Source organism: Micromonospora sp. C95 (assembly GCF_018070465.1).
Classification (GTDB): domain Bacteria; phylum Actinomycetota; class Actinomycetes; order Mycobacteriales; family Micromonosporaceae; genus Micromonospora.
Genome location: NZ_JAGPXT010000002.1, coordinates 1 through 26,159 on the forward strand (window position 1 = coordinate 1; position 26,159 = coordinate 26,159).

The window sequence follows — 26,159 nt, forward strand, 5'->3', positions numbered from 1 at the left end:
GCACCGGGCCGCCCGTGGGTACGTCGCCTCGGCTCTACAACGCCTGGGGCTTGGTTGACCTCATTGCCCGAGGTGTCTCCACCAACTCCCGCCAGGCACTCCTCGTTTCACCTCCCTGAAATGCCGCCGACCGGGCGTGTCTCTCAGTAGTTGGGCATCAGGCTGTGGGTGCTCACGCTAGCCGCGTTACACGACGCGGACGTGTAACGCCGTGGCGTCCGGTTCCGCGGCGAACCGCGCAGCGAAGTCGTCCTGCAACGAGAACAGCTCGGCCATGGGCACCGGCCGCCGGGTGGTGCCAGCGAGGTTCTGGTGCGCTTCGCGCGACCACAGAAACGGGTAGACCGTTATGCCGTGCGACAAGGGCAACCCGCGTGTCTCCTCTTGCCAGCCTGGCCAGCGCAGGGACTCGTAGAACTGGCTGGTACCACCCTCGGCGATCCACGACAGCCAAGCACCGTGACCAGCGCTGAGGGACTCCCACTCCAACGTGTCCGGCCCGAAGTAGCACACCTCGCCGGGCTCCCCGGGGCGGCCGATGGTCGCCGGATCGGGGCCGTTGACCTCGAATCGTCCGCCGAGCACGTCGTAGCCGACCACCAGCGCCGCGGGCGCCTGCTCATCGCCCGGCAGGACGTTCACCTCCGCCAGCGAGGGCAGACCGCGCTCGCCACCACCGCCGAGCACACGCAGCCAGCCGTCGTCGACCAGCAGACCACCGGTGTGCAATGCCAGCGCACCCAGCCGCGACCGCGTGGAGACCTGGAAGCGGTACAGGCTGTCATGCCCGACGGCTGCAGAGACCGGCAAGATGTTGATCTGCGGATTCGACAGCAGTTCCATCTCGAGCGCTGGCCACGCCGGATCGGATGTAGCCTTCAGCTCCTCTACGTTGCGCATCCGATCATCATGCCCCGGCCGCTGCACGTCGGCGAAGTGTGTCCCGCTGACCCGCTGATCCCGGTCGAGCAGCCTGACTGCCACCAGGTGGAGTTGGTTTGTGGGTCGTGCGAGGCGCGCTCATCTGGCCTCTGTGCGAGGGGACGGGCGACCATGCCACCGACCGTCCGTTACGCAGCGTCACGACAACCGGGTCACGCCGACGCCCGGTCGTGCCGATGTGCGCGCATTCGGTTTCCGGTGAATCGGATGCGTTCGTGACGTCGTCCGGAGGCCCTACACTGCCGATCGTGGCGTTGACGGCGTACGAGCAGGGTCTGTTGGCTGTTGAGCGGCGGGAGTACGGGGCGGCTCGGGAGCTGTTGGAGTTGGCTGGCGACGACCCTGATGCGTTGTTGCTGTCAGCTCAGCTTGCCGGAGAAGGGCTCGGCGGGCCGGTGGACCCGGCCAGGAAGCTGTCGCTGTACGAGCGTGCCGCCGATCTGGGCAGCGCGGAGGCCGCATACAACCTCGGGGCGATCCACGCGAACGCGCGACGGTACGCGGTCGGGTTGACCTGGTACCGCCGCGCGGCGGATCTCGGTGATTCCGGGGGCCTTCGTATGGCCGGCATCATGTACGCCACCGGGCAGGGGGTCACGGCAGACTTCGTCGAAGCGGAACGGCTACTGCTGGCGGCCGCGGTGACCGACGCAGGTCAGGTCTCGTTCGACCTCGGGACGCTGTACGCCGGTCAGCGGCATGACCCGGTCCTTGCGGCGCAGTGGTTCCTGCGCGCGGTGAAGGAGGGGGACACGCGAGCGCTGCGGCAACTGGAGTTGCTCGTGCCGCGTCTGCGTGAGCTGTCGGCGGATCAGAGCCGTGCCCGGACGATGCTCGGCGTCATTCTTGCGTTTCACCTCGACGAGCAGGTCGCCGGTGCTGAGCTGCTGGAGGTCGCCGCCGCCGACGGTGACCCGGAGGCGCAGCGCGCGCTGGCGTTTCTGCTCGACGGCGGCGCCGACGGGCTGGGCGACACGACCCGGGCGATGGCGCTGTATCGGGCGGCGGCGCAGGCCGGTGACGGATACGCGGCCTACAACCTCGGCGTCAAGGAAAGCGATCACCACGAGGCTGTGCGGTGGCTTCGGCGGGCAGCGGAAGCCGGAGTGCATGAGGCATACCCGCATCTCGCGAACCACCTCAGCGAGCTTGATATCGATGACGAGGCGTTGCGGTGGTACGTCCGGGGCGCCGAGATCGGGCACCAGGGTTGCATGTTCGCGGCAGCCTGCTGGTACCGCGACGGCTTCGGTGGTCCCGTCAACCTCGTCCAGGCGCTGCGTTGGTACCTCGCCATGCTCAGCGCCGGCAATGGCGACGGCATCCATGAGGCACACAAGATCGTCCCGATGATGACCGACGACCAGATCCACGAGGCCGGTCGCCTCGCTGGACGAATCTCCGAAGCCGACGTCTTCGTCGCTCGCCGACACGCGATTTGACCCCTGCCCGACGTACGGCCCGGCCCACCAGCGATTCTCACGACCGAATGCGCGCTCATGCGCAAGTCGGGCGTCACGTCGCGTGACGCAATGCGGTGAGGTCGAGCGCGCGGTCGTGCCGATGACAGTGCGTCACTGAGCCCCTGATGCGGCCGACACCGGCGGACCGGCGAAATTCACCGCGTACGTTGTATACGCCAACAGACGAACGCGACGGGCCGTGCTGCTATGACGGTGTGGAGTCCTCCTCATCGGCGTCACAGGGTGGCCGGTGCGTCAGTCAGGCCGTGGCGGGCATCCACCGCTCGAGCAGCGTGGGGTCGGCAACGATGGACTCAACCTGACGACGCTCCTCCATAGTCAGGCTGAGTTGCCGAAGCCTGGCGCCCCACTCCGGCACCCGTTCCGACTCCTCCAGTGCCGTCGACAGCTCGATGAGCACGGCCAGCGCCATTGCCTGCTGCACGGCCGGTGCGCTGTCGCCGTGGCGGCGCAGGCCCGAGTTCAGGGCTCGGAAGGCATGCCGGTCGTCGTTCTTGAACTCGCGCAGGATCCGCGCGTTGTCCAGAACCCGGGCAAGCCCTTGCAGCTGCTTGGAGCCGCCGTACTCCAACTCCGTCGGCTCGTCCCGCTGGATGAAAATGATCGAGTTTCCCGACGGATCCGTGACGGTGAACCGTGAGGCCCCGGGCCGGTACCGCGTTATCCGAGGTAGCCCTTTGGCAAGCACCTTTCCGTACGTGCGGCGCATCGCCTCGGTGAACGCTGCATGGTACGGCGCGACCGTATCGACCATTACCAGGCATCCGCCGGTGTTCTCCGACGGGTCCAGGTTGCTGGACGCGCGCCCGTAGTGCAGCTCGAAACCGCGCCACCGGAACGCCAGGTACAGGTAGGGCTTCGTCTGTTCGTAGGTCACGGCGAAGCCCATGGCGCGCCAGAAGGCCAGGGTTTCCTCCGGTGCCACACAGGGCAGCATCGGCACGGTGGTCTCGTTGGGCTGGACACCTTCGTCAAGCATCGTCAGCACCTCATTTGTTCAACAGGGCAGGCGACGCAGCAGTCTGCCAAACCCGCGACCATCACGCACATGCGAGAACTCGACGATCGTTGCGGACTTGACAGAGCTGCATCGTCGCGCACGCTCATGCCGCCGAGCGGGCGTCGTTGCCTGCGGTGCTCCGTCAGTAGTGACTGAAGACCTGGCGAACCGTGATGCCAAGCACGGTCGACACTTGCGCTGCCTCGTCGGGCGACAACCAGCCACGGCCTGGATCGCGAACCTGAAGTTCGAATCGCGCAAAGGCGGCTGGCCAGGAGTACTCCAAGTCGTTGAGCGAAACGGTGGCACTGCAGCACGGTGTCACGGCATCCAATGTCGCAAAGCGAGTGGCATAGGCATCGTCCATGCGCTCCTGCCACCAGTCGGAATCCAGCGAAGCCGCGCAGACCGGGCAGCCGACTGCCTCGAAGTTGACGCCCTGGTCGATGAACGTAACGTCGGCGTACCGGCAGGCGACCAGCTCTCCCGCGTCCGGACACATCGCCGAGACGACCTCGGCCGCAGCATCCACGGCGTCCTCGGCCGGCACCCAATCTGGCACGGTCGGCACGACACGAAGGAGACTTTCACTCACGCCCATATCCTGTACCAGCTGACGCCAAGCCGATATCCGCACATGCCGCCGACCGAGCGTCACGGTAAGTGATCGATATGCTCGTTGTGATCGACGCGCGGTAGCCGCCGTGTCACCGTTCGGAGGCCGGCAGGGTTTCCCGTAGCTCACCCGGCCAGCCCCCGCCCACTCGCGGATCTGTCCATCCACTTGAGGGCGCCAACGCCGGTTGCCATGCCGTTGGGGTGGTGACGGAGACCCGGCAGACTTGCACCATGAGTTCTCGGCGGTTTGTCTTCCTGGACCCTGATGGCATGGCCGGGGGGTGGCTGTATGTGGTTGTGGAGGCGGGCACCGGGGTGTTTTATCAGCAGCAGTACGGCGGCACAGCATGTCGGCAGGGGCAGGTGGAAGGCTTCCTCGTCCCGATAGCGGGCGACGGTGCGTTTGACGTACTACGCCAGTTGTTCGAGAAGGACTTCCGTGGAGCCGGCACCTGGACCCATCCGTGGCGAGGCGAGGAGCGGGACAGGCTTAGTCGCATCATCGGCGGCCTTTCGTACTGGGCGTGCGATGGACACAGCGAGGAGCCGTACGCCCTGCGGCTGGACGAGAGCCGGATCCGTGAGGCCGATGAGGCATGGGTTCCGGTGATCACTCCCGACGGCCCTGGGGTGCTGGTGTGGCGCAACTCGGACTGAGCTTCGACTCATGCGAACCAGCGGAACTCGTGGGCGAAGTGCGCATGAATGGAGTAATCGGCATATACCGCTAGGTATCCGGCGGATGCGAGCCGTCCGGCCGGGGGATTCCCCTCGCCGGAGGGGCCGTCTTCAACCGAAGCCCCTACGGCTGCCGGGCGCACCAACCGGGTGAGCATCGACATCAATACGACCTCCCAGATCGCGGACCACCAGTGCCCAGCGCCGAGTGGATGATCATGCACGCTATGCTGCAACAGGTGCGACCTGGTCTGCGAGATATAGGCACCTGATGGTGGTCGCCGTGTGCGATCGGGTGGAACGATCAGGACCATGGCGTCGTTCCGGCTCTTGCGGCAGACCAACCGGTCCCCCCGGTACACCCACGTCACCGTCGAGGTCGCTGCCGCCGCTGGCCGCAGCGGATGGATCCGTAGCGGAGCGGAGCGCTGATGATCACGGGATACGACACGGTTCTCATCACGGGCGCACCGGTCCACGCTGGCATTCGAATGATGCTGGACGACCTGCATGGCAGATGGCCGAAGATGTTGGTCGCCCTGGGCGGGAACCACGTCGGGCCCTTTCTTCCATGGCGGACGACGCGGGCGCAGGTACCGGCTGGCGCAGGTGAGGTGTACGTCGCGCGCGATGCGGAGATGGAGCGGCGCTGGGACGATCTCGGGTACTCGCTCATGGAGCAAGCCGAGGGACCGTTCGCAGTGCTCTACCAGTCCTCCAGCCAGCTGGCGGTCGAGATTCAGCTCAATGAAGATCCCTACGAACGAGAAGGATTTAGCTTCGAGCCCTACCCGGCGACGTTGGTCACCGCCGGGCTGTCGCTGGTCACTCTCGTTACGCCGGACGTGGACAGCCCTTTCAGTCAAGGTTTGCTCAACGCGCTCAGACAGGCGCTGATCAGTTAAGCAGGCGGCTGATCCTTCCGCTGCGACCTATCGCTGAGCATCCTCATCTACCGCATCGAGCGTGTGGGCAGGCGGTGTACCCGTCGCTGCCGGTGGCCGAGCCTTGCTGGGCGCGGACGTTCGGCTCTCCGAGGAGGATGCGTCGATCTGGAGGTCGCGACGCTGCTGCGGGTGAGCTACGACCTGTACTTCTGGCCGTCTGGGGCAGCAGCGAATCCCCGGCGGCAAGGGTACCCACCCTGAGGTCGCGGCAGCAGGTTCGGGGTGCTGCTCCGGGGAGATCCGGATCCACGCGCGTAGCAGGGAGATCGATGATGGGCGTCGTGGCGACCAATTGGACATCCCCGCAGATCCGCCTTCGTCGGCCTCTCGTCGTGTTCTTCGCTCTGACCTTCTTGTTCGGCTGGGGGGCTCTGGCGTCCCTGATCGCATTCGGCGGTCTCATGGAGCCGGTCTTCGGCCCTCCGTCCGGCACGCACCCGGTTTTCGTCCTGGCCGTGTACTCCCCCGAGTTCGCGGCCCTCTACGTCATCTGGCGGGAGGGCGGCCTGCGCGATGTCCGGGACCATCTGCGCCGTCTGGCCCTGTGGCGGATGCCTGCCGGATGGTGGTGGTTCCTGCTGCTTGCGATGCCGGCGGGCAAGTACGTGAGCGCGCTGCTGAATGGGACGGCGGGCGAGTTCCCCTTCTCGCCGTGGTACATGGTCCTGCCCGCGCTGATCCCGGCGCTCCTCCTCGGGCCGATCGAGGAACTCGGCTGGCGCGGTTACGCCCAGCCGATGCTGCAACGTCGGGTCAACCCCTTGGTGACCAGCCTGATCCTCGGATTCTTCTGGGGGCTGTGGCATCTGCCCGCGTTCCTGCTCAGCGGCACCCCGCAGAGCGCATGGTCCTTCGGCCCATTCATGCTCGGTGCGTTCGCGCTATCGATCATCATGACGCCCCTGTTCAACGTTTCCGGCGGCAGCATCCTCATTCCCGCCCTGTTCCACTTTCAGGCCAACATCCCCGCCTACCCTGAGGGGCAGCCGTGGGAAAACTACGTGTTCGCTGTCGTGGCAGTGGTCATGGTGATCTGGAAGCGGGACCACTTCTTCTCCCGCGAGGGTGCCGTCACCGACGTCGTCCTCCGTACCCGCTGACCTCTCGCGCCCAAGCGCGCAGCGGCGCGCCCGCAGAGATGTGCACTCCGGACACTGTCTCAAGGAAGCTGTCATCGGGCGGGGCCGTTGAGCTGGTGTTCGACAGCTTCAGTGACTGGTTGGCGGGCGCGTCTCATTGGAGATGGCTCGGCACAACCGGATGCCGTGCGTTGTCCGTGACGGTGTGGCCGGCGCGGCGCGCCGGTGGGCAACGACCGCATTATGTTGCCCGCGATCTCGGGTACCCCGATCTGCCGCGAGTTGCGGTGTACAGGGGCATCGCGGCGGTGAGATCCTGGGCGGCATGACAGACCCCGACGCCAAGGCGAATCTCCATCGGTATCTTCGGGAGGCCCGTGAGGCACTGCTCGGGAAGCTCGACGGGCTGTCGGAGTACGACCTCAGGCGCCCGCTCGTGCCGACCGGGACGAACCTGCTCGGGCTGGTCAAGCACCTGGCCTCGGTGACCGCCGGGTATTTCGGCGAGGTGTTCGACCGCCCCTTTCCCGAGCCCGTCGCGGGCCTGAACGAAGACGCGGAGCCGAACACGGACATGTGGGCCGCGGCCGACGAGTCCCGCGACGACATCATCGGCCTGTGGCACCGAGTCTGGGCACATGCCGACGCCACGATCGAGACGCTCCCGATCGACGCGCCCGGCTCGGTGCGCTGGTGGGGCCACACGCCGGTGACGCTGCAGCACATTCTCGTACACATGCTCGCCGAGCTGAACCGGCACGCCGGACACGCCGACATCGTGCGCGAGCTGATCGACGGCCAGGTCGGTTGGCGGCGGCCCGGCGACAACGTCGTCGAGGGCGACGAGACGTGGTGGGCCGCCTACCACGAGAGGCTGGAATCCACCGCGCGCGAGTTCGCCTGAGGACGCGCGTACGGTCTCGCGGCGCGGCCAGGCGGCCAGCGTGGCCGCCTCCGGCCCGCGAAACTGAGTTCGTTCACGGCGTCGCCCCAGGTGCCCATCTGGGCTGGCATCTCAGTCGTCGGGGAGCCGTGCTCCCGGGCCACCCAGCGTCCGGACGTAGCCGAGATGAGGGAGGCGTTCGTGTGGTGAGTCACCGTAGTGCTGCTGCGATGTCGGCGGCGTTGTCGAACACGGGTGCCGCCCTTTCGGATTCGTCTTCCGTGAGCGTGACGGACTGGGCGCGGGCCAGCATCTCGGCCGCAGTCTTTGGATCGTGCAGCACCATCGCGAGTTCGGCGCGGTAGACCAGGACCTCTACCTGCTCGACCGGGTCGTCGTCGGCATGCGGGCGGGCCAATGCGCTGTCGAGGATCCGAACGGCCTGTCCGACGTTCCCCCTGGAATCGGCCTGCACGACAGCATTCGCCAGGGCCTTGGCCAGCCGCCCGGCGGGCGCGCTGTCCGGTATGGGCGCGGTGGCGGCGTCCCGGAAGACGCGGATCCAGTTGCCGCCCGGGTCGATGACGCTGAACCCGCCCAACCCGTCGGCGTTCTTCCGCGCCCGCGGCCGGGTCATCCGCGGCGTTCCGGACACCAGTACCTTGCCGTACGCGGCACGCATGCCGGCGGCGAACGCCGAGTGCAGTCCCTCGATGTCCGCGGTGAGGACGAGACAGGACCCGTAGGACTGCTCCGGGTCGAACCCGGCGATCTCGAAGAACTGCAGATGCAGGTCTTCCCGCTGCACCGCCACGCACGGGTTGGGCTTGCGTTGCTTGTACGTGGTGCGAAAACCGAGGACTCCGTAGAAGGTTTCGACGTCGTCAATGGAGGCGCACGGCAGCAGGGGAACGGTCCGCTCGTTGGTCATGCCTCCTTCCTAGACGTCGCAGGGTGTCCGTCGCCCATGGAAATAGCCGATCATCACCGCCAGCCACCCGATCGGCCGATGACCCAGAATCAATGCCGCCCAGACGAGCCATCGGCTCGCCAAGATCAGGCATCCGGATCTGCCGTTGCGCGGTACTGATCGATCGGAGGCGTGCCGGATTTCAGGCGCGCTCGAAGGTGAGGTCGAAGTCCTTCCGCCAGGACCTGCCGGCATCCTCGGACGCCTCCCAGCGGCCGAAGACGAGACTCATCTCGGAGCGCGCCCGCAGCGACATCGCCGATCGGCCCTCGATAATGGCTGGTGTGGATGAGGTCACGGTCGTCGTCGCCCACAGTGAGCGCGCGACCCTGCGGGTGGGCGATGTGTTCCTGAAGGTCGACAGTGATCAGGCGCGCATCGACGTGGAGGTCGAGGCGATGCGGCTGGCGCCCGTCCCGACCCCCGAGGTCCTGTGGCGCAGGCCGCCGGTCCTCGCGATCGCCGCCGTACCCGGCCGGGCGCTCGGCCGTCTCGGCGAGCCGTCGCCCGCGTCACCGGCGGCGTGGGCCGCGGCGGGCGTGGCGATCCGGGAACTGCACGACGCGCCACCACCGCCGTGGGCCGGCAGGAAGCTCGTCGGCCTGGACGCGCAACTCGAACGCGAATGCGCCTGGCTCGTCGACAGCGGCACCCTGCCCGCCGACCTGGTCGAGCGCAACCGCGAGATAGCCGAGGCCGCGTTCCGGCCGTGGACTCCGGTGTTCATGCACGGCGACCTGCAGATCACTCACATCTTCACCGACGGCGACGAGGTCACCGGCGTGATCGACTGGTCCGAGGCGGCACCCGGCGACGCGCTGTACGACCTGGCCATCCTGACCCTCGGGCACGAGGAACGACTCGACGATCTCCTCGCCGGTTACGGCACCGACGTCGACCGGGACGTGATTCGCGCCTGGTGGTCGACGCGCAGCCTGCTGGCGTCCCGCTGGCTGATCGAACACGGCTTCGACCCGTCCGCACCCGGCTGCGAGTTCGACGTCCTCAGATCGCGGATGTGAGGAGATCGGGCGACCTGTCCATGGTGTCCCGGTCCGGGCAGCAGACGGTCAGCGCGGCGGGCACGGCGCGTACCTTCAGTTTCCGGGCCGTGCTGCGGGCGCCGCCGTCCAGCTCGTACGTCTTCGGCTCGGCGAAGCGGACCTTGACCTTGCGGCCCCGAGTGATCCGCACGAACGTCGAATCGGCTGAGCGGCCGGTGGCCATCTTGCCGAGGGTCCGGGCCCAGTCGATCGCGCCGCTCGCGGTGGAAACCCCGATCTCCAGCGCACCGCTGTCGGGGCGCGCGTCGTCGAAGGCCGGTATGCCGCCGGTGATGGTGCCGACGTTGCCGAACAGCACACAACTGGCCTCACCATCGAACCAGAGCACACCGTCGACGGTGATCCGGGTCCGGGTCAGCTCGCCGCGCACGTGACGCAGCCCGGTCCACACGTAGGCGAGCCGACCCAGACGTCCCTTCATCTCCCGGTCGGCCTCCCGGATGAGGTCACCGTCGAAACCGGCACCGGCCATCACCGCGAAGTGCTCGCCGTTGAGCTTGCCCAGGTCGAGCCGGCGCCGCTGCCCGTGCAGACCGATCCGGACCGCCTCGCGCAGATCCTCGGGAATACCCAGGTTGGTGGCGAACAGGTTGGCGGTGCCGGCCGGCAGGATCGCCATCGGTACGCGGGATCCGGCGAGGGTGTCGGCGCAACGTTGCACCATGCCGTCGCCGCCCCAGACGAAGACCAGCTCAGCACCCTTGTCGAGCGCCTTGCGCACCTTCTTCGGTGCCTTGCGGCTCTTGGGCACCTCGTACCAGAGCAGCTGCTCGACACCCGCGCCGACGAGGGCGGCGCGCAGCTCGTCCAGGCCACCACCGAGGCTCTTCTTCCGGTGGGCCACGACCGCGACGGTGCCCACCGCCACGGCGGACGCCGGCCGGTCCGGATCCACAAGCACACTCGCACTCATGCCGGCCAGTGGTACCCGACCGCCGGCAATTTCACGCCTGGCCCGCTACTGCCGCGGATGCGGCGCAGTGAGCCCGGCGAGGGGTTGACCGGTGGGGTGGGGTGTGCGGCTGCTGTCGACCTGATAGCGCAGACGGATCACAGCCCGAGACGCGGTCCGTAGCCACCGCCACAGCGCACGGCGTGATAGCACAAACGGTTCAGCTCGACAGGGCCCACACACCCTGCCACAGGCCACTTCCCGGCCGGGCAGACACGAGCCCGCCCGCTGCCGGGACCGGGGTGGCTGTGACGCCATTCGATCCCGGCAGCGGGCGAAGTGCTGACGGCGGGCGCGGCTACAGGGTACGGGCGAGGCGGTCGGCGAGGATCCGGGCGAACCGCGACGGGTCGGCCAGGTCACCGCCCTCCGCGAGCAGCGCGGTGCCGTAGAGCAGCTCGGCGGTCTCCGCCAGGGAGTCGCCGGCACCCTGCTCGTGGGCCTTGCGCAGGCCGGTGACCAGCGGGTGGGTCGGGTTGATCTCCAGGATGCGCTTGACCTTCGGCACCTCCTGCCCCATCGCGCGGTACATCTTCTCCAGGGTGGGCGTGAGGTCGTGCGCGTCGCCGACCACGCAGGCCGGCGAGGTGGTCAGCCGCGACGACAGGCGGACCTCCTTGACGTTGTCCGCCAGCACGGTGCCCATCCAGCCGAGCAGGTCGGCGTACTCGGTGCGCTGCCGCTCCCGTTCGGCCTCGGCCTCGGTACGCTCCTGCTCACTGTCGAGGTCGACCTGCCCCTTGGCGACCGAGCGCAGCGTCTTGCCGGCGTAGCTGCCGACCCGCTCGACCCAGACCTCGTCGACCGGGTCGGTGAGCAGCAGCACCTCGTAGCCCTTGGCGCGGAACGCCTCCATGTGCGGAGAGTTCTCGATGGTGGCCCGGTTCTCGCCGGTGGCGTAGTAGATGTCGCTCTGGCCCTCCCGCATGCGTGCCACGTAGCCGGCCAGGTCCGTCTGCTCGGCCGGGTCGTTGGTGGAGGCCACCGACAGGATCTCCAGCAGGGTGTCCTGGTTGTCGGTGTCCTCCAGCAGACCTTCCTTGACCACCGGCCCGAACTCGGTCCAGAAGGTGCGGTAACGCTCCGGCTGGTCGGTCTTGAGGTCCTTGACCGTGGCGAGGATCTTCTTGACCAGGCGGCGGCGGACGGCCCGGATCTGGCGGTCCTGCTGGAGGATCTCCCGGGAGATGTTCAGCGACAGGTCGTGGGCGTCCACCACACCCTTGACGAACCGCAGGTAGTTGGGCATCAGCGCGTCGCAGTCGTCCATGATGAACACGCGCTTGACGTACAGCTGCACGCCCCGTCGCCCCTGCGGGGAGAACAGGTCCAGCGGCGCGTGGGTGGGGATGAACAGCAGCGCCTCGTACTCGAAGGTTCCCTCGCCCCGCATGTGGATGGTCTCCAGCGGGTCCGCCCAGTCGTGGCTGACGTGCTTGTAGAACTCGTGGTACTCGGCGGGCTCGACCTCGCCGCGCGGGCGGGCCCACAGCGCCTTCATCGAGTTGAGCGTGACGGTCTCGATGGTGGCGGGGGCGTCGTCGGTGCCGGGCCGCTCCACGGTCATCCGGATCGGGTGGGCGATGAAGTCGGAGTAGCGCTTGACGATCTCCCGGATCGTCCACTCGGCCGTGTAGTCGTGCAGGTTGTCCTCGGCGTCGGCGGGCTTGAGGTGCAGGGTCACCGCCGTGCCCTGGGCAGCGTCGTCCAGCTCGGTGATGGTGTAGGTGCCCTCGCCGGTGGACTCCCAGCGGGTACCGCCGCTCTCGCCGGCCCGCCGGGTGACCAGCTCGACCCGCTCGGCGACCATGAACGCGGCGTAGAAGCCGACGCCGAACTGACCGATCAGCTCCTGCGAGGCGCCCGCGTCCTTGGCCTCCCGCAGCTGCCGCAGCAGCTCCGCGGTGCCGGACTTGGCGATCGTGCCGATGACGGAGACCACCTCGTCGCGGCTCATGCCGATGCCGTTGTCCCGCACGGTGAGGGTGCGGGCGTCCCGGTCGACCTCGATGGCGACGTGCAGGTCGCCGGTGTCGACGGCGAGATCCTTGTCTACCATCGACGCAAGGCGCAGCTTGTCCAGCGCGTCGCTGGCGTTTGAGATCAACTCGCGGAGGAAGACGTCCTTGTTCGAGTAGATCGAGTGGACCATCAGCCGGAGCAGCTGACGCGCTTCGGCCTGGAACTCCAACGTCTCGGCCCGGTCGTTCACACCAAGTCCTTTCCGGTCATCAGCACGACGGTTCGCGGAAAGGATACGAGTCGTCGCGCTGCGCGTGCGTCGGGCGGTCCGCCCGTTCTCACCGAGGATTGATCAACACGGCGTAGTCGGAGGCGGTGAGCGGCTCCGACGACAGCGAGCCGTCCGCGCGGGGGACGCTCAGCGGCGTGTCGCCCTCCAGGAACAGCACCGCCGTGACGTCGGTGCGGGCGCTGAGCGTGCAGACGATCTGACCGTACGCCAGCCGACCGTCGCTGCGGCCGGTGTCCACCGCCGTCAGCCCGACGGTGACCCGGGCCAACCCGTCGACCAGCTCGACCACCGCGCTGGTGAAGGCTCCCGGCAGGGCACTTGTCAGCCCGTCGTCGCGCTCGCCCGGGGTCGGTCCGGCCAGCAGGGCCCGCAACTGCGCGTCGAGCGCGGGCACCTGGTCGGCCCGGCGGATCACCGGCACCAGGCGTTCGTCGCGGGAGAAGTAGAGCACCTCGGTCACCGCGCCGGTCTCGGCCGCCGTCGGCGCGGCGGTGGCCGTGGCCGGGAAGGGTACGGGTGGCGGGGTGACCGCGCGGGGTCGATCCTCGGCGGGTACCCCGCACGCCCCGAGCAGGGCGGACACGGTCAAGATCGTCACGACCCCGACCGTCCGCGCGGCCCGGACGGTGCCGGGCCGGTTCACGAGAGGCTCCCCGGCAGGGTGACCCGGAATCGGGCGCCGCCCTCCGGGCGGTCGCTGACCGAGGCGTCTCCGCCGTGCGCGGCGGCGTGCTGGGCCACCAGGGCCAGCCCCAGGCCGGTACCGTCACCGCCGCCACGGTAGTTGGCCGCCCGGCCCCGGACGAAACGGTCGAAGATCGCCTTGCGGTCCTCCATCGGCACTCCCGGGCCTTCGTCGTCGACCTCGATCACGCCGGTGTCCGCCGCGTGGGACAGCCGCACCGCGACCGGTCCCGCCCCGTACCGCTCGGCGTTGTCCAGCAGGTTCGCCAACACCTGGGCGACCCGGCGACGGTCCACCCGCCACCCGGCTGGCGTTCCCGCTGCCAACTGCACCATCGACTCCGGCAGGTCCCGGTCCCGGCACGCCTGCCGGGCCAGCTCGGGCAGGTCCACCGACTCCCGGTGCACCGGTTGGTCACCACGGGCCAGGTCCAGCAGGTCGTTGACCAGTTGCTGGAAACGGTCGATCTCGTCGGCGACGAGCCGCGCCGCGGTGGCGGTCCGCTCGTCCTGGCCCTCCCGACGCCGGGACAGCACACTTGCCGCCGCGGCGAGGGTCTGCAACGGCGAGCGCAGTTCGTGACTGACGTCGGCGGCGAAACGCCGGTCCCGCTCGATCCGCCCGGCCAGCTCGTCGACCATCCGGTTGAAGGAGGTGGACAGGCGGGTCAGGTCCGGGTCGGTGTCCGGGGCGAGTCGGGTGGTGAAGTCGCCGGCCGCGATCCGCTCGGCCGCGTCGGCGACGGCGGTCAGCGGACGCAGCCCGTGTCGGGTGGCGTACCAGCCGAGGGCCGCCCCCGACCCGGCGACCATGATGGCCACCGCGGTGAGCGCCAGCGCCAGCACCTGGAAGGTCTGTTCCAGTTCCCGCAGCGAGGCGATCTCGTAGAAGGCGGTCGACTCGGACAGCGGCACGCCGACCAGCATCACCGGAGTGTCGTTGACGCGGACCCGCTGCACCGCCGGCTCTCCCGCCGAGACCAGCTCCTGGAACCGGGCCGGCACGATCGTGGTCAGCCCGGTGTCGGCGGTGCGGGCGTACCACTCGCCGTCGAGCAGCACCAGGGGTCGCCGTCCGGTGCCGGTGTCCAACGCCCGCAGCGCCTCCGCGACGTCCGGGTTCTCGATGTTCAGCCCGGCGCGGACCACCGCCGCGTCGTAGTACGCCGCCCGCAGCACGGTGCGCTCCCGCTCGTCGAGCAGGGTGCGGCGGGTCAGTTCGTACGACACCAGGGCCATCGAGGCGGACAACAGCAACGCACCGACCGCGAACGCGGCGGTGACCCGGGCACGCAGTCCGAGGCGTCTCATCGTTGCAGTTTGTAGCCCAGCCCGCGCAGCGTCACCAGGTGTCGGGGGTTGGCCGGATCGGCTTCGATCTTCTGGCGCAGCCGACCGACGTGCACGTCGACAAGCCGTTCGTCGCCGCTGTCGTACCCCCAGACCCGGCTGAGCAGCTGTTGCCGCGAGAGCACCCGGCCGGCGTGTTCGGCCAGCTCGCACAGCAGCCGGAACTCGGTGCGGGTGACCGCGACCGGTGCACCGGAGCGGCGCACCTCCCCCGCCTCGGGGCTCACCTCCAGGTCACCGAAGGCGAACACCGGCACCGGCTGCGGGCCGTCCGGTGCGGTCGTCGTGCGGCCACGTCGGCGCAGGGCGCGCAGCCGGGCGGTCAGTTCCTTGATCGCCACCGGCTTGACCACGTAGTCGTCGGCACCGGCCTCGAGGGCGGCGACGATGTCGTGGGTGTCGTCGCGGGCGCTGACCACGACGATCGGTACGTCGTCGTCACGGCGCAGTTGGCGGATGCCCTCGAAGCCGTCGATGCCGGGCAGCATCAGGTCGACCAGGACGTAGTCGGCGGGATCGCGGCGCTGCGTGCGCAGCCCCTCCTCGGCGGTGGCCGCTCCCCGGGCCTCGTAGCCCTCGTCCTCCAGAGCGAGCAGCAACGCCAACCGGATCCGGTCGTCGTCCTCGATCACCAGTACCGCTGTCATACCCGGAATCATCTCCAAGCCCTGGCCGCCGGGCCAACCGCGATCGACAACAGGGGGTTTTGTCACGCAACTGTCATCCGTCCGCGCGGTGGCCGCCAACCCCGCTGGGCAGGGTGAGAGCCACTCGGAGACCGCAGGAGAGGGGGGCTTGCACGTGACCGCACCACGACGCCCCGAGTGCTCGGTGCCGCTGGTGGAGGTGGCCATCACCGAGTTCGATCTGAGCTGCCTGCCGGAGACCGGCGCGGTCCTCGATCAGCTCCTGGCCCTGCGTCCCCGCCAGGTCGTGGTCGACCTGGCCGGCTGTCGGCACATCGACGCCGCCGCCATCGGCCTGCTGCTCGACGTGCACCGTCGGATGGTCCGTGCCGGCGGTGTGCTGGCCGTACGCAATCCGAACCCGCGCATCACCCGCATCCTGCAGACCGCCCGGCTGGACCAGATCCTGCCGGTGCACACCGACGCCGGGGCCACCTCGGCCCCGATCGCCGAGGCGGCCCCCGCCGCACCTGCCACCGCCGCACCGGGCGTGCTACCGGCCGACGGGACACCGGCACCGGGTACGGTGCCGCGCGCCGCCGCGTACGGCCGCGCCGCTGTCACCGTACGCACCTGACACACCGCAGCCGACGCATCTGACCGCGAGCACGAGGAGCAGCATGACCAGCGCCGGGATCGCCACGGCCCTCGCCGTCGGCCTCGCCGTCGGCGCGCTCAGCCGACTGGTCCTGCCCGGCCGTCCGGCTGCGCCGCTGTGGCTCACCATGACCATCGGCGCCGTCGCCTCGCTGCTCGGTGCCATCACCGCCTGGCTCGCCGGCGTACAGGGGTTCAGTCTCCTGGGCCTGGTCGTGCAGGCCGGGCTCGCCGCGGTCGCGGTGGTGATCGTGGTCGCCACCACCGGCAAGGAACGCTCCGACTCCCTGTGAGGAGTCCGTACGGCGACGGTGCCCCACCCGCCGCCCCGAGTCCCGTACCCCGGCCGATCGGCCGCGGCACCGGAGAGGAAGCAGGATGACCGTCGTACCGGACGACAACCTGATGACCCTGATCTGCGACGTCTGTGGTGAGACCACCACCGGCACCGCATGTGTGCTGCCCGACGCCGAGGTTGTCTGGACGCTGGTCTCCGACCACGGGTGGAGCGGTTCACCGTTCGCCACCGGCCCGCACCGCTGCCCCCGGTGCAGTGCGCTGCCGCCGGGCAGCTCGCCCGGTGACGCCGACCGCGGTGGGTCCGGTGGCGTCGCCGAGGTGGCGGTGGTGCCCACCGACGGCGGCGGCGACCAGGACAGCGGGGACGCGCTGCGGGCCGCGCTGCGCGGCGCGTTCGACGTGGCCGGGACGGTGGTGGTGGACCTGACCCACGTGCAGGTCATCGACTCGCTCGGGCTGGGCATGCTCGTCCGGGCGCACCGGGACGTACGCGAGCGCGGCGGACGGCTCTGCCTCGCCGCGCCGTCGAGGTTCATCCGCACCGTGCTGCACACGATGAAGCTCGACGGGGTGTTTCCGATCTTCGACAGCCTCGACGCCGCCCTCGATCAGCTGCGCGTCGCGGCGCTGCAGGACGCCGTCTCGGCCGGCGTCTCGCCGGTCGACGTGACGCCGTCCGACGTGCCGCGTCCGGCCGCCGAGGTGCCGTCGGTGCCCACGCCCCGCCGCCGTGCGGCCAGCCGCGTCACCGTCTGACCGCTGCCCTGCCGGCGGCCGGCCCTGGATGGCACCGGGTCGCCGGCCTTCCGTCACTCCACCACCGAATCCGCCCACTGCTGCCACCAGGCTCCGTCGGTGAGTTCACCGGCAGCGCGCAGTACCGCCACCAGCGCGCCGGTGGTGACGTCGGTGTCGCCGGGGCGCAGGTCGGCAAGCATCCGCTCCAGTTCCTGCTGTCGGGCTCGCATGCCCAGGCCGACGAGTTCCTTGCCGGCGACGGTCAGCCCGACCCAGGCAGCCCGACGGTCGGCCCGCCGCTCGTGCCGTGCCACCAGCCCTTTGCGGACCAGCCGGTCGCACATCCGGGTGGCGGTGGACGACTGCACGCCGAGCAACTTCGCCAGGTCGACCACCCGCTGCGGGCCGGGCACCAGCACCACGAGCGTCCGAAACTGCTGCAGCGTCACATCGGCGTCGATGCGCGCCAGCGTCCGCATGGCGACGGCCACCATCACCCGGCTCAGCGAGACGAGGGCGCCGACGAACTCGTCGGCCGGCTCGCCGCGCACGTCGTCCGTCATCGCCATCGGGTCGGACTGGATGGTCATGTCCTCCATGCTGGCACAACACGGGCCGGATCGGGACGACCGGTCCACATAGGGGACAACTGCGACACCGACCGTGACTGGATGGCCGCTCCGGGCCATGGGGAACGGTTGTCGCCGACACCGTGCCGCCCCACCTGCTCGGGTTGCGCCCGGTCCGCGCGGAGCGACGCCGATCGCGTACCGACCGGCCGGAGATCGTTTTCCGGGAAGCGGCGCAGCTCGCGCCCGAGCTGCACGAGGCCAGTCCCGATCGCGCGACGCCGGCGGCTGCCCTGCTCGACGCATTTGTATAGACCCCGGCGCGTTACGGGAAGATGGCCAGCAATTCACGAACGAATATGCTCGGAAATTGCGGAGGCGGTTGCCCGACGGGTCGCGGTCCGGGACTTGTCGCGGAGGTGATGCCGCTGCGGGCGCGACCCGACGGTGCGGTGCGCACGCCTCTCAACGACAGCTCCGACAGGGCCTTTGAAGTGCGGAAATGGCGGTAAACGTCAACACGGCGACAGCACTGGGTGGGCCTGTTGATCACCTTGAGTGAGCCTAGCACCGATCGACGTGACCGTGCAACGCTCGCCGACTGATCGATAGATCAGAGCCCGTCAAACTGGTCGCAAACAGGGTGAGCCACCCGGAGGCAGCAATTCATGACCACTCACCGAAATGAGTCAAATAATTGACGGTTGTCACCCGGGAAACACCCTTGTAGATTTCGGTGGTCGCCAATTCGCCGACGTTCTTCTCGTCTCAGGACAGCTCGGAGGTCGGTAGTCCATGTCCGAATCCCGCACTGTCGACGTGGCACCCGCGAAACGCCGCGGACCACTCGGATTCCTGCTCGGCGTGACGCTGGTGACGGCCGGCGTCCTGTTTCAACTGCCCGACGTGAAGATGATGATCGACCATGCCCGGATGGGGTCGGCCGAGCCCGGCACGGACGGCATGGCCGACATGCCGGGCATGGAGGGCATGGCCCCCGGCGAGCCGATGGACATGTGGACGCCGACGATGATCCTCGGCATGCTGCTGCTCCTCGTCGGCCTGCTGGTGGCCGGGCGGGCGTTGTTCGCGGGAGTCCAGCGACCGGACTCCGCGAGCGTCACCGTGGAGTCGATCGAGCATGGCCGGCTGCGACCGGCGTACTGGATCACCTGCGCGGTGCTGACCATCGCCCTGGTGGTCGACATCATGAAGCCACTCACCCTCGGTTTCGTCATGCCCGGCATGAGCGACGAGTACGGCATGTCCCTCGAATCGATCTCGATCCTGCCCCTGGTGGCCCTCACCGGCACGGCCGTGGGTTCGGTCCTCTGGGGCCTGCTCGGCGACCGGTACGGGCGGCGGACCGCCCTGCTCCTGGCCACCCTGCTGTTCATCGCGACCTCGGCGTGCGGCGCCATGCCCACCTTCGAGTGGAACCTCGTCATGTGCTTCACGATGGGCACCTCCGCCGGTGGCCTGCTGCCCCTGGTGTTCACCCTGATCGCCGAGCTGACCCCACGCCGGCACCGCGGCTGGGTGGCGGTGACCGTCGGCGGGATCGGTGGTCTGGGCGGTTACCTGGCGGCCAGCGAGGCGGCGAGCCACCTGGAGCCGACGCTGACCTGGCGCGCGCTCTGGTTGATCGGGCTGCCCTCCGGGCTGCTGCTGTTGCTGCTGGCGCCGTTGATCCCCGAGTCGCCGCTGTACCTGCTGCGCGCCGGGCGGCGTACCGAGGCGGAGAGGGTGCTCCGTCGCTACGGATCCCACCTGGGTGCCACGCCACCGGCCGCCGACACCGTCGCCGCCGCGACGCGCCCCGGCGTGGGCGCGATGCTGCGGGCGTACCCCGTGGTGACATCGGTGATCGGGGTGGTCGGTGTCGTCTGGGGCCTGGTGAACTTCGGCTTCCTGGTGATGTTGCCCGCGCAACTGCGCGAGGCGGGCCTGGCCGGCGGTGTCGCGAGCGGGTTGCTGGCCGACTCGGCGCTCTACTCCACCCCCGCCCTGGTGCTGGTCGTGCTGCTCTACGCGGCCTGGAGCGGCCGCCGCGCGCTGGCGCTGTTCATCACGATCACCGCGCTCGGGCTCGGCGGAGTGGCCCTCTGGAGCACCGCCAGCGGCGGGACGATGCTGCTGCTGGCCTCCATCGGACTGCTGGTGCTGTCGCTGTCGGCGGTGAACGCGATGCTGCTGCCGTACAGCGCCGAGATCTACCCGACCGCGATGCGGGCCACCGGCTCCGGCTTCGCCGGTGCGGCCACCAAGGTCGGCGGCATCCTCGGACCGTCCACCATGCTGCTGGTCCTCTCCCTCGGTGGCGGGCTCGTCGCGCCGGCCGTCGTGCTGGGTGTGCTGTGCCTGGCCGCCACGGTCCTGCTGCTGGTGTTCGGGCCGGAACTGGGCGCCTCCGTCGGGCCGCTCGCGCGTCGCGGGGTCGGCGCCGTGTCGGTGGACCGGACCAGGGCCGCGCCACCCGCCGACCCGTGGCCGGCGACCGGCAACGGTGTGCCGGCGACCCGGCCGGCAGCCTCCGACGACGACGATCCGCGGGACGCCCGCCCGGCCGCGACACCCACCCGCACGTAGTTGCGCAACCACTGTCGGCACGGAAGCCTCTAGCACGGCAACGGGCGTGACAACCGAGAAGAACGAGGAGCGTCGATGGCCACTGAGGACGAAGGTCGACCACGGGGCGCCCGGCTGGTGCTGCTCATCCTCCTGGTGGCACAGATCATGGCGACGATGGACAACTCCATCGTCGCGGTGGCCACCAAGACCATCAAGGATGACCTGAATACCTCCGGCGCCGTACTGCAACTGATCCTGTCCGGGTACACACTGATGTTCGCGGTGCTCGTGGTCACCGGCGCGCGTCTCGGCGGCGACGTGGGACACCGGCGGCTGTTCATGATCGGGCTGGCCGGCTTCACCGCCAGCTCCCTGCTCTGCGGAATCGCCCCGACCGCGAGCACGCTGGTCGCCGCCCGCCTGCTGCAAGGGGCCTTCGGGGCCATGATGGTGCCGCAGGTGCTCTCGGTGATCCAACTCGTCTTCACCGGGCCGGCCCGGGCCCGCGCAATCGGGCTCTACTCGATGGTGCTGGCGCTCGGCGTGGCCGCCGGTCAGATCGCCGGCGGCGTGATCGTCAGCGCCGACGTGCTGGGCAGCGGCTGGCGAGCCGCGTTCCTGGTCAACGTGCCGATCGGGCTGGCCCTGCTGGCGGCGGCGCCACGTTACCTGCCCGGGCACACGTCCAACTCGCGGTTCCGGCCCGACATCGTCGGCATCCTGCTGCTCGCCGTCTCGATGGGCGCGGTGGTCGCACCGCTGGTCTTCGGGCGGGAACAGGGTTGGCCCGCGTGGGCCCTGGCCAGCGTCGCCGCCGGCACCGTCGGGCTGGTCCTCTTCGTGCGGTACGAGCTGCGGCTGGGCGCCCGGGGCGGACAGCCCGTGCTGGAGATCGACGCGCTGCGACCGCGAGGCGTCAAGTCGGGACTGCTGGCCTGCTGCATCCTCAACTTCGCCTTCGCCGGGGTGCTGTTCCCGCTCACCCTGCACGTGCAGAACGGGCTTGGCTACACGCCGCTGCAGGCCGGGCTGATGTTCATCCCGTACCCCGTGGGGTTCGCGGCCGTCAGCCTCACCTGGACGCGGCTGCCGAAACGATTCCACCGTCCGCTGCCGGTCGCCGGCCTGCTGGTGTTCGCCCTTGCCCTGGCCGCACTCGCGGTCGTGGTGGCCGGCGGCTGGCCGATCGCGGTGGTGTCGGCGCTGCTGCTGCTCGCCGGTGCGGGCATGGCGGCCGGTTTCAGCACGCTCGTGGAGCAGACGGCCGCGACCGTGGGGCCCCGCTACGCCGCCGCCCTGTCGGCCCTGGTCTCGACCGGGACGCTGCTGGCCAGCGTGGTCAGTGTGGTCGTCGTCGGTGGCGTCTACCTGGCGACCGCCGAGAACGACCCGAGCCGCTCCGCGCTCGGGTTGAGCCGTAGCCTCTGGGTCGACGCCGGTCTGCTGATGCTGGGGTTCCTGCTGGCCTACCGGACCTGGCGGCTGTCCACCCGGGTGCCGGCCGAGCCGGCACCGACCGGCGACGCTGCCGAGCAGGTGGAGGCCGTGGCGGCGCCGGGCAACGCACCCCCCGGGGAGGTCGAGGCCGAGCCGGAGGCGGGCCTGGTCGAGGAGACGTCCACGCCGACCGGAGCGCGCCCCGCCCCGAGGTGACCGGGGTCGCCGGGTGATGATGCTCGTCCGGGGCCCGCCCAGACCGATCGTCCGGGCGGGCCCCGACTCCGGTCAGCCGAGGTCGAGCACCCGCGCCACCTGGTCGTCGATGAGGGCTGCCAGCGCGGGCAGGTGCTGCGGGGACCACATCGAGTAGTGGTCGCCCGGCAGCGTCACCACCTCCATCGCCGGGCTCCACCGGCGCCACGCCGCGCGGCTGACCTCCCGCTGCGCCTGCACCAGGACCGTCCGGCCGGCGTACGGTGCCGGCTGGTAGCCGTAGATGGCCCGCATGTTGGCGCGGAACACCGCGTACCGGTGGGCGACGAAGTCGGCCCGCACGTCCGACGGGATCAGTCCGTGCCGGACCAGGAACCCGGTGAGCGCCCCGATCGGATCGGTCGCGTCGACCACCGCGGCGTCCAGCGGCGGTGCCGGTGCCGCGGAGAGCCCGGCCAGGTCGGCGACGAAGGTCTCCATCACCTGCCGCTCACTCGGCAGCGGCAACGGGCCGGGCTCGTTGGAGTCGATCATCACCACGAGATCCGGTGCCGCACCCGCGGCGGCGAGTTGCCGGGCCATCTCGAAGCACAGGAAGCCCCCCATCGACCAGCCGGCGAGCAGGTACGGCCCGTTCGGCTGCCGCTCGCGCAGCGCACCGACGTACCGCCCGGCGAGCGTCACCAGGTCGTCGACCGGGTCGATGCCGCCCTCCAGTCCCGGCGCCTCGAAGCCGTCCATCGGCTGCTCCGGATGCAACGCCCGGCTCAGCGGGAGATACCAGTACGGCGAGCCGGAGACCGCGTGCGGGCAGTAGAGCCGGGGCCGCGAGCCGGTGGGCTTGAGGGTGACAAGTGGCGAGGCGTCCACCACCGGTCCGTGGTCGACGAACCGGGCCACCGACCGGACGGTGGGGGTGGCATAGAACTGCTTGAGCGACACCGACGTGCCGATCCGCCCGGCGATGCGGGCCAGCACGTGCGCCGCCTGCAACGAGTGCCCGCCGAGGTCGAAGAAGGACGTCTCCACGCCCACCCGCGGCACCCCCAGCACCTCCGCGAAGATCTCCGCTACCCGGCGCTCGGCCCCGGTGGTGGGGGCCGCCCCGGTGTCGTCGGTCTCCACTGCCTCCGGTGCCGGCAGCGCCCGCCGGTTGACCTTGCCGCTGGTGGTCAGTGGCAGCGCGGGCAGCCGGACGAACCCGCCGGGCACCAGGTGGGCGGGCAGCTCCGTGCCCAGGTGCGTCCGCAACGTCGCGTCGGTGGCCGGTTCGGCGGCGTCCACCACGTACCCGACGAGCCGCTGTACCCCGTTGCCGTCGCGCACCACGGTCACGGCGGCCCGGGCCACCCCGGGGTGCCGGCTCAGCAGTGCCTCGATCTCGTCGAGTTCGACGCGCAGGCCCCGCAACTTCACCTGGCCGTCCAGCCGGCCGCCGAAGTGCAGCCGGCCCTGCGCGTCCCAGTGACCGCGATCGCCGGTGCGGTAGACCCGCCCCTGCGGATCGAACGGATCCACGGTGAACCGACGCCCGGTCAGCTCCTCGTCGTTGAGGTAGCCGGTGCTCAGCGCCGCGCCACCGATCAGGATCTCCCCCGGCACCCCGACCGGGACCGGGTTGTCCCAGCGGTCGACCAGGTAGGTGCGGCGGTTCGGCATCGTCGTGCCGATCGGCGGCGGGGTGGGTGCCGACCAGTCCGTGCAGTCGTGGGCGAGGCAGCCCACCGTGGCCTCGGTCGGGCCGTACAGGTTGACGAACCGGCGCCGGTCCGGACGCGCCCACCGGGCCACCAGGTCGGCGGGGCACACCTCGCCGCCGACCAGCACCTCCCGCAGCGCGTCGAACCGGTCGGTGTCGTCCTCGACCAGACCGAGCGTCGTCGGCGTCAGGAACAGGTGCGTGATCCGTTCGGCCGCCAGCACCTCGGCCAGCCCGCCCGGCGAGAGCAGCCGGTCCTTGCCGATCACCACCACCGTGGCGCCGGAGGTGAGCGCCGCCAGCACCTCACCCGCGGCCAGGTCGAACACCGGCGCACAGCCGTGCAGCACCCGGTCGCCGGGCCCGCAGCGCCACTGGTCACGCATCCAGTCCAGGTAGGTGGCGAAACCCCGGTGCGGCAGCTGGACGCCCTTCGGGTCACCCGTCGTGCCCGAGGTGTGCAGCACGTACGCCAGGTCGTCCGGGCCGGTCGACGGCTCCGGGGCGAGCCCGGCGCCGGAGTCCAGGTCGCCGGCGTCGAGCAGGAGCGTCCGCCACGGACCGTCCGGTACGCCATCGGCATGCTCGGTGCGGGTGAGCACGAGCCGGGCGGCACAGTTGGTCAGGATCCGGCGCAGCCGGTTCGGCGGGGCCGCGGTGTCCAGCGGCACGTACACCCCACCGGCGTGCCAGATCGCCAGCGGCGTCAGCACCTCGTCGACGCCCCGGTCCAGCAACGCCGGCACCCGGTCGCCGGGTCGCAGGCCAGCGGCGCGCAGTCCGGCCGCCCGCCGCGCGGCCCGGTCCAGCAGCTCGCGGTAGGTCAGCTCGTGATCGGCGTCCCGGACGGCCACCGCGTCGGGGGTGCGCTCGGCCTGCGCCCGGACCAGTTGGTGGACGGTGGCCGGGGTGACCTCCCGGCGCGCGCCCGCACCGAGGGCCAACACCCGCTCCCGTTCGGCGGGATCGAGCATCGGCAACCGCGACAGGGGCGTACCCGGCTCGGCCAGGCCCGCGTCGAGCAGCCGCGCGACGTGGTCGAGCATGGCCCGCACCCGCCGCGCGTCGAACAGGTCGGTGGAGTACTCGGTGAGCACCGAGTACCGGTCACCGTGGTCGACCAGGCTGACCATCATGTCGAAGCGGGACCGGTCCAACCGCAGGTCGACCGGGGTGCTGTCGGTGCCGGGCAGCGTCGGTCCGCCCCAGGTGGAGCCGTCCAGCAGCTGCACGGCCACCTGGAACAACGGGTTGCGGCCCGGGTCGCGGGGTGGGGCGAGCCGCTGCACCACCCGCTCGAACGGGGCGTCCTGGTGCTCCCACGCGCCCAGGCAGGTGTCCCGGGCCCGGTCGACCAGGGTGGCGAAACTGGGGTCGCCCGAGGTGTCCAGTCGCAGCACCCCCATGTTGGCGAAGAACCCGACCACGCTCTCCAACTCCGGTCGGCTGCGTCCGCTGAAGGTGGTGCCGACGGCCAGGTCGTCGGTGCCGGTGTAGCGGGCGAGCATCGCCGCGAAGGCCGCCACCAGCACCATGAACGGACTCGCGCCGGTCTCCTTCGCCAACGCCTGCACCCCGGCGTGCAGCTGCGGATCCAGTGGTTGCTCAAGCAACGCACCCCGGAACGACGCGGTGGTCGGCCGGGGTCGATCGGCCGGCAGTTCCAGGGTGGGCAGATCGGCCAGCCGCTGCGCCCAGTACCTCAGGTGGTTGTCCAGTTCGGCCGTGGCCAGCTGCTGATGCTGCCAGCGGGCGAAGTCCGGGTACTGGAGGGCGGGCGGGTCCGGCTGCGCTGGCGTGCCGTGCCGGTGGGCGTCGTACCCGGCGGCCAGTTCCCGCAGGATCAGGCCCATCGACCAGCCGTCGACCACGATGTGGTGCGCCGCGACGGCGAGAGCGTGCTCGGTGGGGCCGAGTCGGACCAGCCGGGCCCGGAACAGCGGGCCGGTGGCCAGGTCGAACGGGCGGTGCACCTCCTGCTGCTGGAGCAGGGTCAGCGCCGCCGCACGGCGCTGCTCCTCGGGCAGCCGGGACACGTCGTCGACGACCAGGCTGGCCGGCCCCGGCGGCAGCACCCGCTGGTACGCCACGCCGTCGACGCTCGCCACGACCGTGCGCAACGCCTCGTGCCGGGCGACCACGCCGTCCAACGCCCGCCGCAGCGCGGCGGTGTCCACCTCGCCGGTCAGGTACGAGGCCTGCACCAGGTTGTACGTCGGCTCGGCCGGCGCGAGCTGGGCGAGGAACCACAACTGTTCCTGGGCCCGCGACAGCGGCACCCGCTCGTCGCCGGCCGGGCGGGCGCTTATCGTGGCCGGTGTCTGCCGGCGCTGTTGCCGCATCCGTTCCAGCAGCAGCCGCCGGCGCTCGTCCAGTCGGGCTACCCTGCCGTCGAAGGTCTCGTCGGACATCTCACTCCTTTCAGGACACCGCCGGCCCCG

Annotated in this window: 21 protein-coding genes and 1 pseudogene; 11 read left to right on the forward strand and 11 right to left on the reverse strand. The window is 70.2% G+C overall.

The genetic code is table 11. The annotated features are described in order from the left end of the window. Positions 1-186: 186 nt before the first annotated feature. Complete coding sequence (locus KBX00_RS02640) at positions 187-984, reverse strand: DUF2625 family protein (RefSeq protein ID WP_210822891.1); 798 nt, start codon at positions 982-984, stop codon at positions 187-189. A gap of 23 nt (positions 985-1,007) precedes the next feature. Between KBX00_RS02640 and KBX00_RS29590 the strand changes: the two genes are divergently transcribed. Further along, positions 1,008-2,384, forward strand: coding sequence for a tetratricopeptide repeat protein (locus KBX00_RS29590; RefSeq protein ID WP_210822893.1), 1,377 nt, complete (start codon positions 1,008-1,010; stop codon positions 2,382-2,384). Positions 2,385-2,664: 280 nt separating this feature from the next. Here KBX00_RS29590 and KBX00_RS02650 read toward each other — a convergent pair whose 3' ends face one another. Then, positions 2,665-3,405, reverse strand: coding sequence for a glyoxalase (locus tag KBX00_RS02650; protein ID WP_210822895.1), 741 nt, complete (start codon positions 3,403-3,405; stop codon positions 2,665-2,667). Between the two features lie 163 nt (positions 3,406-3,568). Next, on the reverse strand, positions 3,569-4,021 hold the full coding sequence (locus KBX00_RS02655; RefSeq protein WP_210822896.1) for a hypothetical protein: 453 nt from the start codon (positions 4,019-4,021) through the stop codon (positions 3,569-3,571). Between the two features lie 254 nt (positions 4,022-4,275). Between KBX00_RS02655 and KBX00_RS02660 the strand changes: the two genes are divergently transcribed. The 4 genes from KBX00_RS02660 to KBX00_RS02675 all read left to right on the forward strand — a co-directional run bounded on the left by KBX00_RS02660 (position 4,276) and on the right by KBX00_RS02675 (position 7,652). Continuing rightward, positions 4,276-4,701 (forward strand): DUF6210 family protein, encoded by a 426-nt coding sequence (locus KBX00_RS02660; protein WP_210822898.1) that lies wholly within the window; start codon positions 4,276-4,278, stop codon positions 4,699-4,701. Between the two features lie 452 nt (positions 4,702-5,153). Continuing rightward, on the forward strand, positions 5,154-5,627 hold the full coding sequence (locus KBX00_RS02665) for a hypothetical protein (RefSeq protein WP_210822900.1): 474 nt from the start codon (positions 5,154-5,156) through the stop codon (positions 5,625-5,627). Positions 5,628-5,941: 314 nt separating this feature from the next. Next, the gene (locus tag KBX00_RS02670) at positions 5,942-6,769 is read left to right on the forward strand and encodes a type II CAAX endopeptidase family protein (RefSeq protein WP_210822902.1); all 828 of its coding nucleotides are present in this window, start codon (positions 5,942-5,944) and stop codon (positions 6,767-6,769) included. A gap of 304 nt (positions 6,770-7,073) precedes the next feature. Continuing rightward, complete coding sequence (locus KBX00_RS02675) at positions 7,074-7,652, forward strand: DinB family protein (protein WP_210822904.1); 579 nt, start codon at positions 7,074-7,076, stop codon at positions 7,650-7,652. 190 nt (positions 7,653-7,842) lie between these two features. Here the strand turns inward: KBX00_RS02675 and KBX00_RS02680 are convergent, their stop codons facing one another. After that, on the reverse strand, positions 7,843-8,562 hold the full coding sequence (locus KBX00_RS02680) for a VOC family protein (protein ID WP_210822906.1): 720 nt from the start codon (positions 8,560-8,562) through the stop codon (positions 7,843-7,845). 314 nt (positions 8,563-8,876) lie between these two features. Between KBX00_RS02680 and KBX00_RS02685 the strand changes: the two genes are divergently transcribed. Next, entirely contained in the window at positions 8,877-9,623 is a 747-nt protein-coding gene (locus tag KBX00_RS02685) for a phosphotransferase family protein (protein WP_210822908.1), read from the forward strand. Here KBX00_RS02685 and KBX00_RS02690 read toward each other — a convergent pair. The 5 genes from KBX00_RS02690 to KBX00_RS02710 form a co-directional block, all read right to left on the reverse strand. After that, positions 9,607-10,578 carry a diacylglycerol kinase family protein gene (locus KBX00_RS02690; RefSeq protein WP_210822910.1) on the reverse strand — a complete coding sequence of 324 codons (972 nt, stop codon included), beginning with the start codon at positions 10,576-10,578 and terminating at the stop codon, positions 9,607-9,609. The genes KBX00_RS02685 and KBX00_RS02690 overlap by 17 nt on opposite strands. A gap of 337 nt (positions 10,579-10,915) precedes the next feature. Continuing rightward, the gene (gene htpG / locus KBX00_RS02695) at positions 10,916-12,829 is read right to left on the reverse strand and encodes a molecular chaperone HtpG (RefSeq protein WP_210822911.1); all 1,914 of its coding nucleotides are present in this window, start codon (positions 12,827-12,829) and stop codon (positions 10,916-10,918) included. 88 nt (positions 12,830-12,917) lie between these two features. Beyond that, on the reverse strand, positions 12,918-13,469 hold the full coding sequence (locus KBX00_RS02700) for a GerMN domain-containing protein (RefSeq protein ID WP_210822912.1): 552 nt from the start codon (positions 13,467-13,469) through the stop codon (positions 12,918-12,920). Positions 13,470-13,510: 41 nt separating this feature from the next. Next, positions 13,511-14,866 (reverse strand): cell wall metabolism sensor histidine kinase WalK, encoded by a 1,356-nt coding sequence (locus KBX00_RS02705; protein ID WP_210822913.1) that lies wholly within the window; start codon positions 14,864-14,866, stop codon positions 13,511-13,513. Then, positions 14,863-15,552 (reverse strand): response regulator transcription factor, encoded by a 690-nt coding sequence (locus KBX00_RS02710; RefSeq protein WP_210822914.1) that lies wholly within the window; start codon positions 15,550-15,552, stop codon positions 14,863-14,865. The genes KBX00_RS02705 and KBX00_RS02710 overlap by 4 nt, the downstream gene beginning before the upstream one ends. Positions 15,553-15,706: 154 nt before the next feature. On the opposite strand from KBX00_RS02710, the gene KBX00_RS02715 reads away from it, so the two are divergent. The 3 genes and pseudogenes from KBX00_RS02715 to KBX00_RS02725 all read left to right on the forward strand — a co-directional run. Then, positions 15,707-16,168 carry an STAS domain-containing protein gene (locus KBX00_RS02715; RefSeq protein WP_210822915.1) on the forward strand — a complete coding sequence of 154 codons (462 nt, stop codon included), beginning with the start codon at positions 15,707-15,709 and terminating at the stop codon, positions 16,166-16,168. 43 nt (positions 16,169-16,211) lie between these two features. Further along, positions 16,212-16,481 (forward strand): GlsB/YeaQ/YmgE family stress response membrane protein, encoded by a 270-nt coding sequence (locus KBX00_RS02720; protein WP_210822917.1) that lies wholly within the window; start codon positions 16,212-16,214, stop codon positions 16,479-16,481. Positions 16,482-16,566: 85 nt separating this feature from the next. After that, positions 16,567-17,109, forward strand: a pseudogene (locus tag KBX00_RS02725) (STAS domain-containing protein); the annotation flags it as partial. Positions 17,110-17,297: 188 nt separating this feature from the next. Here the strand turns inward: KBX00_RS02725 and KBX00_RS02730 are convergent. Next, complete coding sequence (locus tag KBX00_RS02730; protein WP_210822921.1) at positions 17,298-17,816, reverse strand: MarR family winged helix-turn-helix transcriptional regulator; 519 nt, start codon at positions 17,814-17,816, stop codon at positions 17,298-17,300. A gap of 774 nt (positions 17,817-18,590) precedes the next feature. On the opposite strand from KBX00_RS02730, the gene KBX00_RS02735 reads away from it, so the two are divergent. Together KBX00_RS02735 and KBX00_RS02740 are read left to right on the forward strand one after the other, a co-directional pair. Continuing rightward, positions 18,591-20,384: an MFS transporter gene (locus tag KBX00_RS02735; RefSeq protein WP_301547249.1), complete on the forward strand. Its 1,794-nt coding sequence runs from the start codon at positions 18,591-18,593 to the stop codon at positions 20,382-20,384. Between the two features lie 75 nt (positions 20,385-20,459). After that, a complete protein-coding gene (locus KBX00_RS02740; protein ID WP_210822923.1) occupies positions 20,460-22,019 on the forward strand; it encodes an MFS transporter in 1,560 nt (519 codons plus the stop codon). 72 nt (positions 22,020-22,091) lie between these two features. On the opposite strand, the gene KBX00_RS02745 is transcribed toward KBX00_RS02740, so the two are convergent. After that, positions 22,092-26,129 (reverse strand): non-ribosomal peptide synthetase, encoded by a 4,038-nt coding sequence (locus KBX00_RS02745; RefSeq protein ID WP_210822925.1) that lies wholly within the window; start codon positions 26,127-26,129, stop codon positions 22,092-22,094. Between the last annotated feature and the right edge of the window lie 30 nt (positions 26,130-26,159).